At 65.3% G+C, this 14,344-nt stretch carries 17 protein-coding genes and 1 pseudogene; 13 read left to right on the forward strand and 5 right to left on the reverse strand.

Features of this window, described 5'->3' with window-relative positions; all coding sequences use genetic code 11:
- Positions 1-173: 173 nt before the first annotated feature.
- Positions 174-761: a DUF308 domain-containing protein gene (locus ACRQ5Q_RS25160; protein WP_439392641.1), complete on the reverse strand. Its 588-nt coding sequence runs from the start codon at positions 759-761 to the stop codon at positions 174-176.
- Positions 762-863: 102 nt separating this feature from the next.
- Positions 864-1,448 (reverse strand): TetR/AcrR family transcriptional regulator, encoded by a 585-nt coding sequence (locus tag ACRQ5Q_RS25165; protein ID WP_439375027.1) that lies wholly within the window; start codon positions 1,446-1,448, stop codon positions 864-866.
- A gap of 77 nt (positions 1,449-1,525) precedes the next feature.
- On the opposite strand from ACRQ5Q_RS25165, the gene ACRQ5Q_RS25170 reads away from it, so the two are divergent.
- Entirely contained in the window at positions 1,526-2,026 is a 501-nt protein-coding gene (locus tag ACRQ5Q_RS25170; RefSeq protein ID WP_439392642.1) for a peptide deformylase, read from the forward strand.
- 143 nt (positions 2,027-2,169) lie between these two features.
- Here ACRQ5Q_RS25170 and guaA read toward each other — a convergent pair whose 3' ends face one another.
- Positions 2,170-3,768: a glutamine-hydrolyzing GMP synthase gene (gene guaA, locus ACRQ5Q_RS25175; protein ID WP_439375581.1), complete on the reverse strand. Its 1,599-nt coding sequence runs from the start codon at positions 3,766-3,768 to the stop codon at positions 2,170-2,172.
- A gap of 150 nt (positions 3,769-3,918) precedes the next feature.
- On the opposite strand from guaA, the gene ACRQ5Q_RS25180 reads away from it, so the two are divergent.
- From ACRQ5Q_RS25180 to ACRQ5Q_RS25190, 3 genes are all read left to right on the forward strand, one after another.
- Positions 3,919-4,290 carry a nuclear transport factor 2 family protein gene (locus ACRQ5Q_RS25180; RefSeq protein ID WP_439392643.1) on the forward strand — a complete coding sequence of 124 codons (372 nt, stop codon included), beginning with the start codon at positions 3,919-3,921 and terminating at the stop codon, positions 4,288-4,290.
- Positions 4,291-4,544: 254 nt separating this feature from the next.
- A complete protein-coding gene (locus ACRQ5Q_RS25185) occupies positions 4,545-4,877 on the forward strand; it encodes a DHCW motif cupin fold protein (RefSeq protein WP_439392644.1) in 333 nt (110 codons plus the stop codon).
- Positions 4,878-5,143: 266 nt separating this feature from the next.
- A complete protein-coding gene (locus ACRQ5Q_RS25190) occupies positions 5,144-5,353 on the forward strand; it encodes a cold-shock protein (protein ID WP_084805523.1) in 210 nt (69 codons plus the stop codon).
- 214 nt (positions 5,354-5,567) lie between these two features.
- Here the strand turns inward: ACRQ5Q_RS25190 and ACRQ5Q_RS25195 are convergent, their stop codons facing one another.
- A complete protein-coding gene (locus ACRQ5Q_RS25195; RefSeq protein WP_439392645.1) occupies positions 5,568-6,866 on the reverse strand; it encodes an RsmB/NOP family class I SAM-dependent RNA methyltransferase in 1,299 nt (432 codons plus the stop codon).
- Between the two features lie 35 nt (positions 6,867-6,901).
- Complete coding sequence (locus ACRQ5Q_RS25200; RefSeq protein WP_439375023.1) at positions 6,902-7,324, reverse strand: MAPEG family protein; 423 nt, start codon at positions 7,322-7,324, stop codon at positions 6,902-6,904.
- Between the two features lie 105 nt (positions 7,325-7,429).
- Here ACRQ5Q_RS25200 and ACRQ5Q_RS25205 point away from each other — a divergent pair.
- The 9 genes and pseudogenes from ACRQ5Q_RS25205 to ACRQ5Q_RS25245 form a co-directional block, all read left to right on the forward strand.
- Positions 7,430-7,528, forward strand: a pseudogene (locus tag ACRQ5Q_RS25205) (acriflavin resistance protein); the annotation flags it as partial.
- A 70-nt stretch (positions 7,529-7,598) separates the two neighbouring features.
- Positions 7,599-8,441: a metallophosphoesterase family protein gene (locus tag ACRQ5Q_RS25210; protein WP_439375022.1), complete on the forward strand. Its 843-nt coding sequence runs from the start codon at positions 7,599-7,601 to the stop codon at positions 8,439-8,441.
- Between the two features lie 141 nt (positions 8,442-8,582).
- Positions 8,583-9,878 carry an alanine racemase gene (locus ACRQ5Q_RS25215; RefSeq protein ID WP_439375021.1) on the forward strand — a complete coding sequence of 432 codons (1,296 nt, stop codon included), beginning with the start codon at positions 8,583-8,585 and terminating at the stop codon, positions 9,876-9,878.
- A gap of 8 nt (positions 9,879-9,886) precedes the next feature.
- Positions 9,887-10,546, forward strand: coding sequence for an amino acid ABC transporter permease (locus ACRQ5Q_RS25220; RefSeq protein WP_439375020.1), 660 nt, complete (start codon positions 9,887-9,889; stop codon positions 10,544-10,546).
- Between the two features lie 10 nt (positions 10,547-10,556).
- Entirely contained in the window at positions 10,557-11,207 is a 651-nt protein-coding gene (locus ACRQ5Q_RS25225; protein ID WP_439375019.1) for an amino acid ABC transporter permease, read from the forward strand.
- Positions 11,194-11,922: an amino acid ABC transporter ATP-binding protein gene (locus ACRQ5Q_RS25230; RefSeq protein WP_439392646.1), complete on the forward strand. Its 729-nt coding sequence runs from the start codon at positions 11,194-11,196 to the stop codon at positions 11,920-11,922. Before ACRQ5Q_RS25225 ends, ACRQ5Q_RS25230 begins: the two co-directional genes overlap by 14 nt.
- A gap of 40 nt (positions 11,923-11,962) precedes the next feature.
- Positions 11,963-12,760, forward strand: coding sequence for a transporter substrate-binding domain-containing protein (locus tag ACRQ5Q_RS25235; RefSeq protein WP_439392647.1), 798 nt, complete (start codon positions 11,963-11,965; stop codon positions 12,758-12,760).
- Between the two features lie 54 nt (positions 12,761-12,814).
- Positions 12,815-13,180, forward strand: a complete 366-nt coding sequence (locus tag ACRQ5Q_RS25240) for a RidA family protein (RefSeq protein ID WP_439392648.1) — start codon at positions 12,815-12,817, stop codon at positions 13,178-13,180.
- A 119-nt stretch (positions 13,181-13,299) separates the two neighbouring features.
- Positions 13,300-14,328, forward strand: coding sequence for a succinylglutamate desuccinylase/aspartoacylase family protein (locus ACRQ5Q_RS25245; RefSeq protein ID WP_439392649.1), 1,029 nt, complete (start codon positions 13,300-13,302; stop codon positions 14,326-14,328).
- The last annotated feature ends 16 nt before the right edge of the window (positions 14,329-14,344 follow it).

Consider the following 14,344-nt stretch of genomic DNA (forward strand, 5'->3'; position numbering starts at 1 on the left):
CAGCCGCGCCTGTGCGTCTGACGCCCGCGACTAGGATCCAACTGGCCTAGCCTGCAGCACGCAGCTCAGGGTGACGGTGACAGATGCGAGCGCGCGCTGCATCAACCTCGTCATTGCGAGCGCAGCGAAGCAATCCAGAGTCTTTCCGCCGAGACAGTCTGGATTGTACACAATCATCCCAATTGAGCTTGCCTCGCACGATGTCGCCATTCGGTGACGGTGAGCCAGATCGCCGAGACCAGGAAGTAGGCCGCGCCAACGGCAGCATAGCCTGTGACGGTCGCGATCGACGGCACCGCGGGCGTCGAGGCTTGAAAGATGAAGAAGCCGCCCGCCAGCGCTGACTGACCACCACTGAGCACCATGGCCCACTGTGCGCCGAAACTCCTCCAGCGCCGGATTGCCGTGCCGAGCTGGAGCAATCCGGACAGGATCGCCCAGGCCCCGAGCACCGCGAGCACAAGGTTCATGCTCATCTGCAAGGCGAGGAGGACCGCGACGCTGGTCGCCAGGCTGACCAGAGCGTTGAGCGCCTGCGTGCGGTTTTGCTTCAGGCCGCCGCTGCGAAGCGCGTCCACCGCATTCGCCGCCGCATCCCATGCGGGATAGAGGACGAGCAAGACGCCGGCGACCGCGGATGACGGCCCGACGGCAAACGCGGCAACGACCCAGGCGACTGAGAACGCCGCCCGGATGAAGTAGTATTGCTTCAGCCATCGCTCGCGGTCGGCACGAACGAGATCCTGTTGATGATATGCCATTGCACCTTCTCCTTTACCTACTAGTTGGTAGTTTTCACGCAGCAAATCACCCCGCGCCCAGCTCGCCTGCGGGCGTGTCGCTGTCGCGTCTCGCCAATGTTTTCAGTGCCTGGTGGACAGCCGGTCCAGCAGCGGGCTGGTGATCACACCGAACATTTTGGGATCGCCATAGGCGCGCGCCGACAGCATCGCACCGTGAATGGTTGCCATGAATCCTTCAGCTTCGATCTTGGCTGAGCTCGAGAGGTGAAGCCGCCCTTTCCGCTTGCCGCGCTCCATCACTGACGTCAGCCACGACGCCAGTGCGCGAAAATGCGCACGGACTTCGAGCGCCACTTCCTCCGGCAGGATCGGAAGCTCGCTGGCGAGCAGCGCACAGACGCAGAATGGCGCCGTCGCATCGGCGATGCACGCTTCCCAGTACCCGACATAGCTTTTGAGCTGGTCGCGTGGGTCGGGGACATTGCGCTCCAGGGCAGCCAGTCCCGCCTCCGCTTCTTCGCGATAGCGCGACACCAGGGTGCGGACCAGATCGACCTTGCTGGCAAAATGGTGGTGGATGCTCGGCTTGCGGATGCCGACGACGTCGGCGATGTCGGCATAGCTGAAGCCGTTATAGCCGCCCGCGATGATCAGGCTGCGCGCGCAGGCCAGGATGTCGTCGGCGGTCGAGGAGAGGTTGGTCATGGGGGTTAACTACCTTCTAGTTGGTAGGGAGTCAAGAATGGAGTGCTTCAACCATCCGTGAGTGGTAGGAGCCGTGCATGACCCTTCGTCCGATCGTCCGCTACCCCGACCGCCGGCTCGCAATGCCGGCCCGCCCCGTCACCGCATTCGACGACGGCTTGCGCGAGCTTGCGACAGATTTGCTCGACACCATGCGCGCCGCGCCCGGCATCGGCATCACCGCGCCGCATATCGGCGTACCCTTGCGCGTCGTCGTGCTCGAGCTCGACCCCAAGGCGGGGCCGCAGACCTACGTCAATCCGGCGATCGAATGGGCCTCGCCCGAGATGATCATGCACCGCGAGGGCAGCGTCTCCATGCCCGGCGTCAACGACGATGTGCAGCGCCACGCCCGCGTGCGCATCAGCTATCAGGATCTCGACGGCAATCCGCAGACCGAAGAGTCCGAAGCCTTGCGCGCGGTCTGCCATCAGCACGAGATCGACCAGCTCGACGGCCTATTCTGGATCCAGCGGCTATCGCGGCTGAAGCGGGAGCGGCTGGTGAAGAAGTTCGAGAAGATGTCGCGGGGACCGTAGGTCTATCGGAACGGTCAGCCCGCGGCCGCGCTGGGATCGACATAGATGGCCTGGCCGTAGACGCCGCGCGCCATGTAGGCGCCGTGGGCGTTGTGCGTCATCCACCATTGATTGCGACGGCGCCCCGTCTCCCGACATCACCCCTACTCCCACTCAATCGTCCCCGGCGGCTTGCTGGTCACGTCGTACACCACCCGGTTCACGCCCTTCACCTCGTTGATGATGCGCGTGGCGGTCTCGCCCAGGAACTTCATGTCGAACTGGTAGAAGTCAGCGGTCATGCCGTCGGTGGAGGTGACGGCGCGGAGGCCCACGACGTAGTCGTAGGTGCGGCCATCGCCCATGACGCCGACGGTCTTCACCGGGAGCAGCACCGCGAAGGCCTGCCAGATCTCGTCGTAGAGGCCGTGCTTCCTGATCTGGTCGATGTAGACGGCGTCGGCCTTGCGCAGGATGTCGAGCTTGTCCTTCGTGATGTCGCCGGGGCAGCGGATGGCGAGGCCCGGGCCCGGGAACGGGTGGCGGCCGACGAAGATTTCGGGGAGGCCCAGCTCACGGCCGAGCTTGCGCACCTCGTCCTTGAACAGCTCGCGCAAGGGCTCGACGAGCTTCATGTTCATGCGCTCGGGAAGACCGCCGACATTGTGGTGCGACTTGATGGTGACTGAAGGTCCGCCGGTGAAGGAGACGCTCTCGATCACGTCGGGGTAGAGCGTGCCTTGCGCGAGGAAGTCGGCGCCGCCGATCTTCTTGGCTTCCGCCTCGAACACCTCGATGAAGAGGCGGCCGATGGTCTTGCGCTTCACTTCGGGGTCGGTGACGCCTTCGAGCTCGCCGAGGAATTGCTTGGAGGCATCCACGTGCACGAGCGGGATGTTGTAGTGGTGGCGAAAGAGGTCGACGACCTGCTCGGCCTCGTTGAGGCGCATCAGGCCGTGGTCGACGAAGACGCAGGTGAGCTGGTCGCCGATGGCTTCGTGGATCAAGACGGCCGCGACCGCTGAATCGACGCCGCCGGAGAGGCCGCAGATCACCCTGCCCTTGCCGACCTGCTGGCGGATCTTTGCGATCTCCTCCTCGCGGAAGGCGCGCATGGTCCAGTCGCCGGTGAGGCCGGCGATCTTGCGCACGAAGTTGCGGATCAGTTTCGCGCCGTCGGGCGTGTGCACCACTTCGGGGTGGAACATCAGGCCGTAATATTTGCGCTTCTCGTCCTGGATGATCGCGAAGGGCGCGTTCGGCGAAGTGCCGGCGACAGAGAAGCCCGGCGGCATCTTGGTGATGCGGTCGCCATGGCTCATCCAGACCTGGTTCTTGCTGCCTGATGTCCAGACATCCTCGAACAGCTTGCTCTCGGCCCTGACCTCGACATCGGCGCGGCCGAATTCGCGGTGATGGCCGCCTTCGACCTCACCGCCGAGCTGGGCCGCCATGGTCATCTGGCCATAGCAAATGCCCATCACGGGCACGCCGGAATCGAAGATCAATTGCGGGGCACGGGGCGAGCCGGCTTCATGCACCGATTCCGGGCCGCCGGAGAGGATCACCGCCTTCGGCTTCATCTCCTTGAAGGCTTCTTCGGCCTTGTTGAACGGGACGATCTCGCAATAGACGCCGTCCTCGCGCACGCGACGCGCGATCAGCTGCGTCACCTGGCTGCCGAAGTCGACGATGAGAATCTTGTCATGCGCCGAGGCCACGGAGGGCGTCGACGCGGAGCGGTCGTGCTGTGCTGCTGTCATGGCAAGCAGATACGCGACCACGCTCCTGCCCGCAACCGCGCTGGCCCGAACGCCCACATGCTTCTTTGGGCATGGACAAATCGATATATGTCAATATTATTGACCTAATTTGCTCCGCTAGGAAACAGGGGCCGATCAGGGAAAACGCTCATGTCACAGCACCATCAGCCATCAACCCTCGCCGCGCTCGGCCGGACCTGGGTCGAGGCCTGGAACGCGCGCGATCTCGAGCGCGTCCTCGCCCTCTATGACGAGGCGGCCGTGATGACCTCGGACCGGATTCCGATGATGGGGTTCGACGGCAGTGGCACCGTGCGCGGCAAGGATGCGCTTCGGGCCTATTGGGGCAAGGCGCTGGGGCTTTTGCCGGAGCTGCATTTTTCGCTGATCGATGTGTTCGTCAGCCCTGACAGTGTCGTGGTGTTCTATGCCAACGAGCGCGGCAGGAAGATCTGCGAATATCTGCGGGTGAACGATGCCGGGCTGATCGTGCAGGGATCGGCGAACCATTTGCAGTATTGAGCGCCGCCTCTTGATGAGTACTCGTAGGGCGGGCAAAGGCGCACTTGCGCCGTGCTCGAGCCGGGCGATGACAATGAGAGTGAGGCGCGACCCTGCTACCTACGCGTCATTGCGAGGAGCGCTTGCGACGAAGCAATCCAGACTCTTTCCGCGGGTGCATTTCTGGATTTGCTTCGCTACGCTCGCAATGACGGAGACGGGCGCGGCCGCGTGCGCTAACAACAGCACCGCCGGCTCTCAGACAGGATCCCCCGATGAAACTCCCGACCTCCCCCTTCACCGTCACCGACTGGAGCAAGGTTGCGCCGACGACGCATGCCGGTGAGACCGGAGAGGCCCTGTGGCGCACGCTCAATATCGGCGACTTGCGGGTGCGGATGGTCGAGTATTCGCCGGGCTACCTCGCCGACCATTGGTGCGACCGCGGCCACGTTATTTTCGTGGTCAAGGGCGAGCTCGATTCGGAACTGCGCGACGGCCGCAAGTTCAAGCTGACGGCAGGAATGAGCTACCAGGTCTCGGACTTCGGCGATGCCGCGCACCGGTCCTCGACGGCCACCGGCGCGACGCTTTTCATCGTCGATTGAGGGCTGACGCGCGGTGCATTCGCACCGCAAAATAGCAAAGCCGCGCGACGTGCCGGGCCACGGGTGGTGCCTTGAAGAAGTCCAATTATCTCGCTATATTGTGATCATCGATACTTGGCCGAACGACTGGGCCGCTTCGCCTCGTCCAAGACGGGCGCGCACGCTTCAGATGAATTCTCCAAACATCGACTCATCAGGACCATGGGCGCAGCGTCGCGTACCGGTCCGCGTGCGTACTGTCTCTAACTAACTAAAGGAAGTTCCCCATGGCTATGGGTACCGTGAAGTGGTTCAACACCCAAAAGGGTTATGGATTCATCCAGCCGGACGACGGCAACAAGGATGTTTTCGTCCATATCAGCGCCGTCGAGCGTGCCGGCCTGTCGACCCTCAACGAGGGCCAGAAGGTCTCGTTCGACGTCGTCGCCGACCGCCGCAGCGGCAAGTCGTCGGCTGACAATCTCCGCGTCGGCTAATCGCCAGCGCAACGTTCTGACCGCGGACGTACCGGCAGAACGCCAGAACTCGAAAGCCCCGCGACCGCGACCGGTCTGCGGGGCTTTTGCTTTGGGGTACGCCTGTCATTCCGGGGCTTGCGAAGCAAGAGCCCGGAATCCATGCACCCGCCGAGACCGCCGCTCGATGGATTCCGGGCTCGCGCTACGCGCGCCCCCGGAATGACAACGTTGATCATGTCTTGTTCAGCACCGACACGAAGAACCCATCGGTTCCCGTCCGCCGCGGCGTCATCAGCCAGCCCTCGTCCGACTGTAGCGCGGCGTCGGCAAAGGCCTCGGCTTTGTCCCAGAGCACGCTCGCGGTGTGCTCGGGCGGCACCACTGCGAATTCGGGGTGGCGGCCGACGAACGCCCTCACCTGTTCGCCGTTCTCTTCCGACAGCACCGAACAGGTGAGGTAGGCGATGCGGCCGCCCGGCTTCACCAGGGGAACCGCACGCTCCAGCACCTCGGCCTGGTCGCGCAGGCGGATCTCGAGCGCGCCCGGGCGCATGCGCCATTTGGCGTCGGGATTGCGGCGCCAGGTTCCGGTTCCCGTGCAGGGCGCGTCGATCACCACGAGGTCGGCGGAGCTGCGGATATCGGCGAGCGGATCGGCCTCGCCCTTGGGCGTGCGGATTTCGGCATTGTGGACGCCGGCGCGCGACAGCCGCTCGTGGATCGGGGCGAGCTGGCGCTTGTCACGATCGGTCGCGATCAGCCGGCCCTTGCCCTGCATCAGGGCGGCGAGCGCCAGCGTCTTGCCGCCGGCGCCGGCACAGAGATCGATCACCTGCTCGCCGGGTTTTGCCGCGGTGAACTGGGCCGCAAGCTGCGATCCTTCATCCTGCACTTCAATTGCGCCCTTGATGAAATCCTCTTCCGCCTGGATGCCGGGGTTGCGCGCATCGGCCGAAAGCTCGATGCGCAGGCCGGTTGCCGACCATTGCGTCGGTTTCGCATGAAGATGAGCAAGCGCCTTCAGCACCTTGTCGCGATTGGATTTTAGCGTGTTGACGCGCAAGTCGAGCGGCGCCCGGCTCGCCATCGCGGCCGCCTCCGCCGCGCGGGTATCGCCGAACACTCTTGCGAAGTGCGAATCGAGCCATTCCGGGTAGTCACCGGCGACGGAAGCGGGCGCGTCCTTCAGGGAGCGATGGCTGAGCGCCGCCTCTTCGGCCCCGGTCAGCGGCGCCGGCGCAAAGCGGCTGCCGTCGAACAGCGCGGCCATGGTGGCCGTGTCCATGTCGCGCTCGAGGCGGAGCATGCCGATCAGCCTGGCACGCGCGGTGTCGGCGTCCATCAGGTACGCGCTCGAGGCGTAGCGGCGCAGCACGTCCCAGACGAGGCCGGCGATGGCGGCGCGGTCGCCGGAGCCGGCGAAGCGGTGCGCCGTGCCCCACTCCTTCAGCGCCTTGGCCGCGGGCACGCGGTCTCTCTCGATGGTGTCGATCAGTTCAATGGCTGCGGACAGCCGGGCAGCGGGGGTCATTTCAAATCTTTCAGATTAGAGCCGACGGCTAACCGTCAGATCACCAGGAGCATTCTCAGCGCGAAGTAGATCCACATCGCCAGCAGCACCAGCACGCCGGCCAGCCAGATCGTGGAGCGGCGGCCGAGATCGTTGGAGGAGACGAACACGCCGGCGTGGGCAAAACGCGTCACCACGAACACCCAGGACATCAGCACGATGAAGAGATCGGCATGACGTAACGGCAGCGCCAGCGCGATCAGGGCGTAGAACAGCACCGGCAGCTCGAACTGGTTGCGGTAGCAATTGGCGATCTGGGTGGCGCCCTTTGGCCAGTTCGGCTCGCCCAGCGCAATGTCGCGGATCTTGGTCTCGCCCGAAACCAGCGAGCGGCGGCGCGCCACGGCCATGCCGATCAGGAGCGCGAAGGTGAGACCGACCTGCACGAAGACAGGCAGCAGGACCATTTGGACGGACATCGGAACTTTCCCGTAGGGCGGATCGCCGCGGACCGTCATTAGCCGCGACTTCTCACGCTGACAATCAGCGAGTTGAACCGGTGTTCCCGATCTTGTCGCACCGTAGAGTTCGGCCCCTGGCACCTCGCCGACCGCATTGCCTCGCCGGTGGCTGGCAGCGTAGCTCCGCAGGACGCCTACACGATCCGCTATCGCGTGCTTTAAACTTTGTTCGGGCGCCAAACGTGGCGCGCGTGTCATCGTTTCGACGTGTGGCAGCGCATATCCTGAGGCCATGTCCGAATTTCGCCTCACGCAGATTTCCGACACCCATCTCGGCCGGCGCTTGTCCGGCCTGATCGAAAACTTCAACCGCGTCTGCGAGCACATCGACACCGAGCGGCCCGATCTCGTCATCAACACGGGCGACGTCTCCTTCGACGGGCCGACCAGCCGCGACGATGTCGAATTCGCGAAGGGCCTGCACGACGCCCTGCCCGTTCCCTGCCGCTACATCCCCGGCAATCACGACATCGGCGACAATCCGACTGCGATCGGACCTGTGCCGAAGCCGCCGATCGCCGAAGCGCACCGCCGGCAATTCTGCGAGATCATCGGCGAGGACCATTGGTCGTTCGAAGCCGCCGGATGGCGCTTCATCGGACTCAACACGCTGGTGATGAATTCAGGCCTCGCCTTCGAGGCCGAGCAGTTCGACTGGCTGTCACAGGAAGTCTCGCGCGCGAACGGCAGGCCCGTCGCGCTGTTCCTGCACAAGCCGCTGTTTTTCAACCTGCCCGACGATCCAGAGACGCCGGAGACTTCGATCCGCTACGTGCCGCAGCCGGCGCGGGCGCGGCTGATCGAGATGTTCGCGCGTGTCGACCTGCGCCTGATCGCCAGCGGCCACGTGCATCAGCGCCGCGACTTCACCTATCGCCATACGCGCCACGTCTGGGCGCCGTCGGTCGGCTTCAGGATCAACGACGCGCGTCAGGACCGCATCGCGATCAAGGAGACGGGCTTCGTCGAGTACCGCTTCCGGCCCGACAGTCTCGAAGTCCGCCATGTCAGGGCGGCCGGCCAGGGCGATATCGACGTCGAGGAAGTCCTCGCCCAGATGTGCGGCGCGCACTAGCTCAATCCGACGGCATTTATCCCTATCAAAATACCGAATGCATCGAATTTGTCCCCAGCTTGCCTATATTTTGCCTGATGACAACGTTGTCATTCAAACGTATCGTTCGAATCCAGCGGTCGAGCCGCTGAGGGAGTGACGATGCAGTTCTTGTCCCGGTGGGAGAGCCAACGCCTTTCGACGACCATTCGGGGCATTCCCCTGGTCGACGGCGTCGCCACTGAGGACATCGGCAGCCAGCGCTGGTCACCTGCGCGCGGCGATCTCGCCCTGCCCGCCCTCACCCTTGATGAAGCCGCCTTCGCGGCCAACCGCGACCTCTTCCTGAGATGGTGCAAGAGCGCCGGCGTCAGCGTCGCGCCGCACGCCAAGACGCCGATGTCGCCGGAGCTGGCGCGCTCGCTGCGCGCAGCCGGCGCCTGGGGCACGACCGTTGCCAACATCCAGCAGGCTGCCGTGCTGCTCGCAAGCGGCGAGCGGCGCCTGCTGCTGGCCAACGAGATCGGCGGGCTCGCGGCCGGCCGGCGGCTCGGCACGCTGCTCAGCGCCCATCCCGATGTCGAATTTCACGCCTTCGCGGATTCACCGGCCGCGGCCGCAGCGCTTGCGGAGGCGGCGCGGATCGCAGACCGCAGCGAATTGTCCGTGCTGATCGAACTCGGTGCAGGTCGCGCCGGCGCGCGCGATCGTGCTGCGGTCGAGGCCACGATAGCGGCCGTGCTTGCCGCCGATCGGCTCGTTCTCGGCGGTGTCGCCACTTACGAAGGTGCGGTCGCAACGCCGGATGCCGACGCCACGTTGCGCGCGATCTCGGCCCTGATGGAGCGCACCATCGAAACCTTCGCGCTGGTGCGCTCCGCCACCTCGCAGCGGCCGTTGATCATGAGCGCGGGTGGCTCCGCCTATTTCGATTTGGTCGCGCACGCGCTGGCGCCGGTGGCCTGGTACGATGGAAATGCCAGCGTGATCCTGCGCTCCGGCGCGCTGTTCTTCGCCGATCACGGCATCTATGCGCGCGCATTCGCGCAGATCGATCGCCGCGGCGGGCTGCTGGTCGACGGTCTGCACCACTCCGCCGTCGAAGGCTTTCGGCCTGCGCTGACGCTCTGGGCCGAGGTGCTGTCGCGTCCCGAAGACGGACTTGCGATCGCCGGCTTCGGCATGCGCGATGCCTCGTTCGACCAGGGATTGCCCGTGCCGCTGCGCGTGTTCCGCGACGGCGTCGAGCGGCAAGGGCCCGCCCCGGCGCTCACAGTGACGCGCCTCAACGACCAGCATGCATTCCTCGCCGTTGCGCCCGACGCCGCGCTTGCGGTCGGCGACATCATCGCCTTCGGCATCTCGCATCCCTGCACCTGCCTCGATCGCTGGCGCGTGATCTTCGGTCTCGATCCCGACGGCGTCGTGACGCGCGCCCTCCCCACCCAGTTCGGCTGAGAGGGGCGATGAACTTCCTGCCGCTCTGGCGCTACCAGAACCAGCTCATTGACGGGGCCATCGTCACGCTGGAGTTGACGGTGATCTCGGCACTGGCCGGGCTCGTGATCGGCATCGCCGGCGCGGTCGCGCTGAAGGGCCGCATCACGCCGCTGCGCTGGCTGGTGCGTGGTTACATCGAGCTGTTCCGCAACACGCCGTCGCTGATCCAGATCTTCATCGTGTTCTTCGTGCTGCCGAACTTCGGCCTGAAGCTGCCGGCCTTCGAGGCCGCCGCCGTCGCGCTGTCGCTCTATTTCGGCGCCTATTCGGTCGAGATCATCCGCGCCGGCCTCGATTCCATTCCACGCAGCCAGGTCGAGGCCGGACAGTGCCTCGGCCTCTCAGGCTGGCAGGTGTTCCGCCACATCATCCTGCCGCCGGCGCTGCGCAACGCCTATCCGGCCGTGACCAGCCAGTTCGTGCTGCTGCTGCTCGGTACCTCGCTCGCCTCGCAGGTTGCGGCCGACGAGCTGTTTCATGTCGCCGGCTTCATCGAGAGCCGCACCTATCGCAGCTTCGAGGTCTATGCGGTGATCTGCGCGGTCTATTTCGCGATGGCGATGTCGTTCAAGGCGCTGTTCGCCATTGTCGGTCTGGCGGCCTTCCGCTGGCCGCGGCGGCGCTGAGGGACGAGCGATGCGATCCTTCTCTCTCATCGATTTCGTCTCGCTGTTCGCGGCGCTGCGCTGGACCGTCGCCCTCGTCGTGCTTGCGCTCGCGTTCGGTGCGCCGCTGGCGCTTGGCCTCGCACTCGGCCGCATCAGCCGCCTCAAAGGCCTGCGCTGGGCGATGGCGGCGTGCATCCAGGTGATCCAGAGCGTGCCGCTGCTCGGCCTTTTGTTCTTCTTCTATTTCGGCATGCCGGTGTTTCTGGGGATCCAGGTACCGGCGCTTGTCGCCGTGACCGTCGCCTACACACTCTACACCGCCGCCTTCCTCGGCGAGATCTGGCGCGGCGGCCTCGAGGCCGTGAAGCAGGCGCAGTGGGAAGCCGGCGCCTGTCTCGGCCTCTCCGCCTGGCAGCAGTTCCGCCACATCATCGCGCCGCAGGCGCTGCGGCTGTCGCTGCCGCCGACCGTCGGCTTCCTGGTGCAGCTCATCAAGGGCACCTCGCTCGCCTCGATCCTCGGCTTCGTCGAGCTCGCCCGCGCCGGGCAGGTGGTGAGCGCGGCGACCTTCCAGCCGCTCCTCACCTACGCGCTGGTCGCCGCGATCTATTTCGCGCTGTGCCTGCCGCTCACGCTCTGGTCCCGCTCCCTGGAGGCCCGCCTCGATGGCTCTCGTTGAAATCCGCGACGTGCACAAGACATTCGGCGAGGTCGAGGTGCTCAAGGGCGTCTCGCTCGATGTCGAGGAAGGCGAGATCGTCACCATCATCGGCCGCTCGGGCTCGGGCAAGTCGACACTTCTCCGCTGCATCAACGCTCTGGAGAGCGTGGATTCCGGCGAGATCCGGGTCGAAGGCCAGAAGGTCCACGCCAGGATGCCGGACCTGAAGAAGTTCCGTCAGCGCGTCGGCATCGTGTTCCAGGCCTTCAATTTGTTTCCGCATCTGAAGGTCGAGCGCAACATCACGCTGGCCCCGCTGCTCACCGGCCGCATCGACAAGGCGAAAGCGCGTGCGCTGGCCGAGGATGTGCTGACCCGCGTCGGCCTTGCCGACAAGATCGACGCCTGGCCCGAGCAGCTCTCCGGCGGCCAGCAGCAGCGCGTCGCCATCGCGCGCTGCCTCGCCATGGCCCCTCACCTCATGCTGTTCGACGAGGTGACCTCGGCGCTCGATCCCGAGCTCGTCGGCGAGGTGCTGAAGGTGATGGAGGCGATGGCGAAGCAGGGCATGACCATGATCCTGGTCACCCACGAGATGGGCTTTGCCCGCAACGTCGCGAGCCGCATCGTCTTCATGCATCAGGGCCGCGTCTGGGAACAGGGACCGCCGGCCAAGCTGTTCGCCAATCCTGAGACCCCCGAGCTCGCAAGCTTCATCGCATCTGCCAAGTGAAACCTTCCAAGTGAGAACCTTCCCCTTCAAGGAGAGAGTCATGAGAAAGTTGAAGTCCCTCTTCACCATTGCGGCGACCGCGCTCGCCGCCCTCGCCGCACCGAACCTCGCCAAGGCCGACAAGCTCCAGGACGTGCTCGGCGCCGGCAAGATTCGCGTCGGCATTCTCACCGACGCCGCGCCCTGGGGCTTCAAGGACGACAAGGGCGAGATCGCTGGTCTCGACGCCGATCTCGCCAAGCTGATCGCCGCCGACATGGGCGTGAAGCTCGAGATCGTGCCGGTGACTGGTCCATCTCGCATCCCGAGCCTGCTCTCGGACAAGCTCGACATTTTGATCGCCGGTCTCGGCGCGACGCCCGAGCGTGCGCAGCAGGTGATGTTCTCGCAGCCCTATGCCGTGGTGAATCTCGGCGTCTATGGCGCGAAGTCGCTTGCCGCCGCGACCGGCAAGAAGCCCGACAATCTCGAGGGCCGCACGGTGGCAGTCGCCAAGGGCACGACGCTCGACGTCTGGCTCACCGACAACGCGCCGAAGGTGAAGCTGGTGCGCTTCGAGGACACCCCGGCCGCGATCGCGGCCTTCCTCGCCGGACAGGCCGACACCTTCGCCGAGAACAGCGCCATCGCGCTCAAGGTCCAGGACCAGAACCCGACCAAGGAGGTCGAGCTGAAATTCCTGATCCGCCAGTCGCCGGCCCATGTCGGCGTACGCCAGGGTGAGCAGAACCTGCTCAACTGGATCAACACGGACATCTTCTTCAACAAGCTCAACGGCAAGCTCGGCGCACTTCAGCTGAAGTGGTTCAAGGAAGAGCAGTCGCTGCCGACGCTGTGAGTCCGCACACGGCTCCCGCATCAGCGGGAGCCGACCTTCACGAGGAGAATTGAGATGATCAGACGTTACAGGGTGGGATCGCGCATGAGCCAGGCCGTCGCCGCTGGCGGCATGGTGCACATCGCAGGTCAGGTCGCCGATGACCGCAAGGCCGGCATCGTGTCGCAGACCCAGCAGGTGCTGGCCAAGATCGACGCGCTGCTGAAGGAAGCCGGCACCGATCGCTCCGGGCTGATCGCGGTCAACGTCTTCCTGCCGCACATCACCGACTTCGACACCATGAACTCGGTCTATGACGCCTGGATCGATCCGGCCAACCCGCCGGCGCGCGCCTGCGTCGAAGCCCGTCTCGCCGATCCCGATTTGCGCGTCGAGATGACCGCGGTCGCCTTGCTCCAGAACGAGATCCGTCCTGTTTGAATCGATGCGGGCCCCGGAACTCGAGTCACCTCTCCCGTAGGGAGAGGTGAACCGCGAAGGGCGCACCCTTTCTTTAACTTTCAGCCGGCGCCGGCGACGGCGCGGCCCCGAGGCAAGCCATGCATACCGGACTGTTTCACGAGATCGACTTCGAGAAGGACCAGAAATGGTCCGGCCATCTCGGCATCCCCTTCTCGATCGATCGTTCCCCCTACTTCCAGCTCAAGATCCCGATCTTCCGGATCAAGAACGGCGCCGGGCCGAAGCTGCTGTTGATGGCCGGCAATCACGGCGACGAATATGAGGGCGAGATCACGCTGACGCGGCTGTATCGTCGGCTCGATGCAAAGGACGTCAAGGGCGAGATCACCATCCTGCCCTTCGCCAACCTGCCCGCGGTGATGGCGGCGCGCCGCCGCTCGCCGCTCGACGAGGGCAATCTCAACCGCGCCTTCCCGGGCGATGCCGCGGGCACGCCGACCTTCCGCCTGGCGCACTTCCTCGAGCACGAGCTGTTTCCGCGCCATGACGTCGTCTTCGACATCCATTCCGGCGGCACCTCGATGGCGCATGTGCCTTGCGCGCTGATCGAGCGGCAGGGACCGCCCGAGATGTTCGGCCACGCGCTGCACCTGATGGAAGGGCTCGGCATGCCCTTCGCCTTCGTCGCCGAGAACGGCGCCACGGCGCCGACGTCGATGGCCGCGGCCGCACGCGCCGGCGCGATCGGGCTCTCCGGTGAATTCGGCGGTGGTGGTACCGTCACGCCGCAGACGATGGCGTTCACCGCGCGCGCGGTCGACCGGCTGCTGCTCGCGCTTGGCCTGGTCCAGGCGCCCGTGCTGGGGCCGCATGCTCCGGTCGAGCGCGCGACTGAACTGCTGGCCCTGCAGAGCCACGCCCAGGCGGTGTTTGCGACGCGCCGCGGCTGGTTCGAGCCCGCTGTCACCGTCGGTGCGCGCGTCAAGGCGGGCGACGTGGCCGGCTGGTATCACGACTTCGAGCGCCCCGAGCTTGCCGAAGAGGTGCTGCGCTTCCCCGCCGACGGCATCGTGATCTCGCAGCGGCTGCACACCGACAGCCAGAGCGGCGACTGCCTGGTCCAGGTCGGCCGAGCATTGTCGCGCGACGAGTTGCCCACTCGCTGAACTTCGGAGACGATAC

Source organism: Bradyrhizobium sp. PMVTL-01, from assembly GCF_051861855.1.
Taxonomy (GTDB): Bacteria; Pseudomonadota; Alphaproteobacteria; order Rhizobiales; family Xanthobacteraceae; genus Bradyrhizobium.

Bases quoted from the DNA above. Each gene is read 5' to 3' on its own strand.
- ACRQ5Q_RS25220 (WP_439375020.1), top strand. From the start codon at position 9,887: ATGAACTTCCTGCCGCTCTGGCGCTACCAGAACCAGCTCATTGACGGG.
- ACRQ5Q_RS25230 (WP_439392646.1), top strand. From the start codon at position 11,194: ATGGCTCTCGTTGAAATCCGCGACGTGCACAAGACATTCGGCGAGGTC.
- ACRQ5Q_RS25160 (WP_439392641.1), bottom strand. From the start codon at position 761: ATGGCATATCATCAACAGGATCTCGTTCGTGCCGACCGCGAGCGATGG.
- guaA (WP_439375581.1), bottom strand. From the start codon at position 3,768: ATGACAGCAGCACAGCACGACCGCTCCGCGTCGACGCCCTCCGTGGCC.
- ACRQ5Q_RS25210 (WP_439375022.1), top strand. From the start codon at position 7,599: ATGTCCGAATTTCGCCTCACGCAGATTTCCGACACCCATCTCGGCCGG.
- ACRQ5Q_RS25235 (WP_439392647.1), top strand. From the start codon at position 11,963: ATGAGAAAGTTGAAGTCCCTCTTCACCATTGCGGCGACCGCGCTCGCC.
- ACRQ5Q_RS25185 (WP_439392644.1), top strand. From the start codon at position 4,545: ATGAAACTCCCGACCTCCCCCTTCACCGTCACCGACTGGAGCAAGGTT.
- ACRQ5Q_RS25240 (WP_439392648.1), top strand. From the start codon at position 12,815: ATGATCAGACGTTACAGGGTGGGATCGCGCATGAGCCAGGCCGTCGCC.
- ACRQ5Q_RS25215 (WP_439375021.1), top strand. From the start codon at position 8,583: ATGCAGTTCTTGTCCCGGTGGGAGAGCCAACGCCTTTCGACGACCATT.
- ACRQ5Q_RS25190 (WP_084805523.1), top strand. From the start codon at position 5,144: ATGGCTATGGGTACCGTGAAGTGGTTCAACACCCAAAAGGGTTATGGA.
- ACRQ5Q_RS25200 (WP_439375023.1), bottom strand. From the start codon at position 7,324: ATGTCCGTCCAAATGGTCCTGCTGCCTGTCTTCGTGCAGGTCGGTCTC.
- ACRQ5Q_RS25165 (WP_439375027.1), bottom strand. From the start codon at position 1,448: ATGACCAACCTCTCCTCGACCGCCGACGACATCCTGGCCTGCGCGCGC.
- ACRQ5Q_RS25180 (WP_439392643.1), top strand. From the start codon at position 3,919: ATGTCACAGCACCATCAGCCATCAACCCTCGCCGCGCTCGGCCGGACC.
- ACRQ5Q_RS25170 (WP_439392642.1), top strand. From the start codon at position 1,526: ATGACCCTTCGTCCGATCGTCCGCTACCCCGACCGCCGGCTCGCAATG.
- ACRQ5Q_RS25245 (WP_439392649.1), top strand. From the start codon at position 13,300: ATGCATACCGGACTGTTTCACGAGATCGACTTCGAGAAGGACCAGAAA.
- ACRQ5Q_RS25195 (WP_439392645.1), bottom strand. From the start codon at position 6,866: ATGACCCCCGCTGCCCGGCTGTCCGCAGCCATTGAACTGATCGACACC.
- ACRQ5Q_RS25225 (WP_439375019.1), top strand. From the start codon at position 10,557: ATGCGATCCTTCTCTCTCATCGATTTCGTCTCGCTGTTCGCGGCGCTG.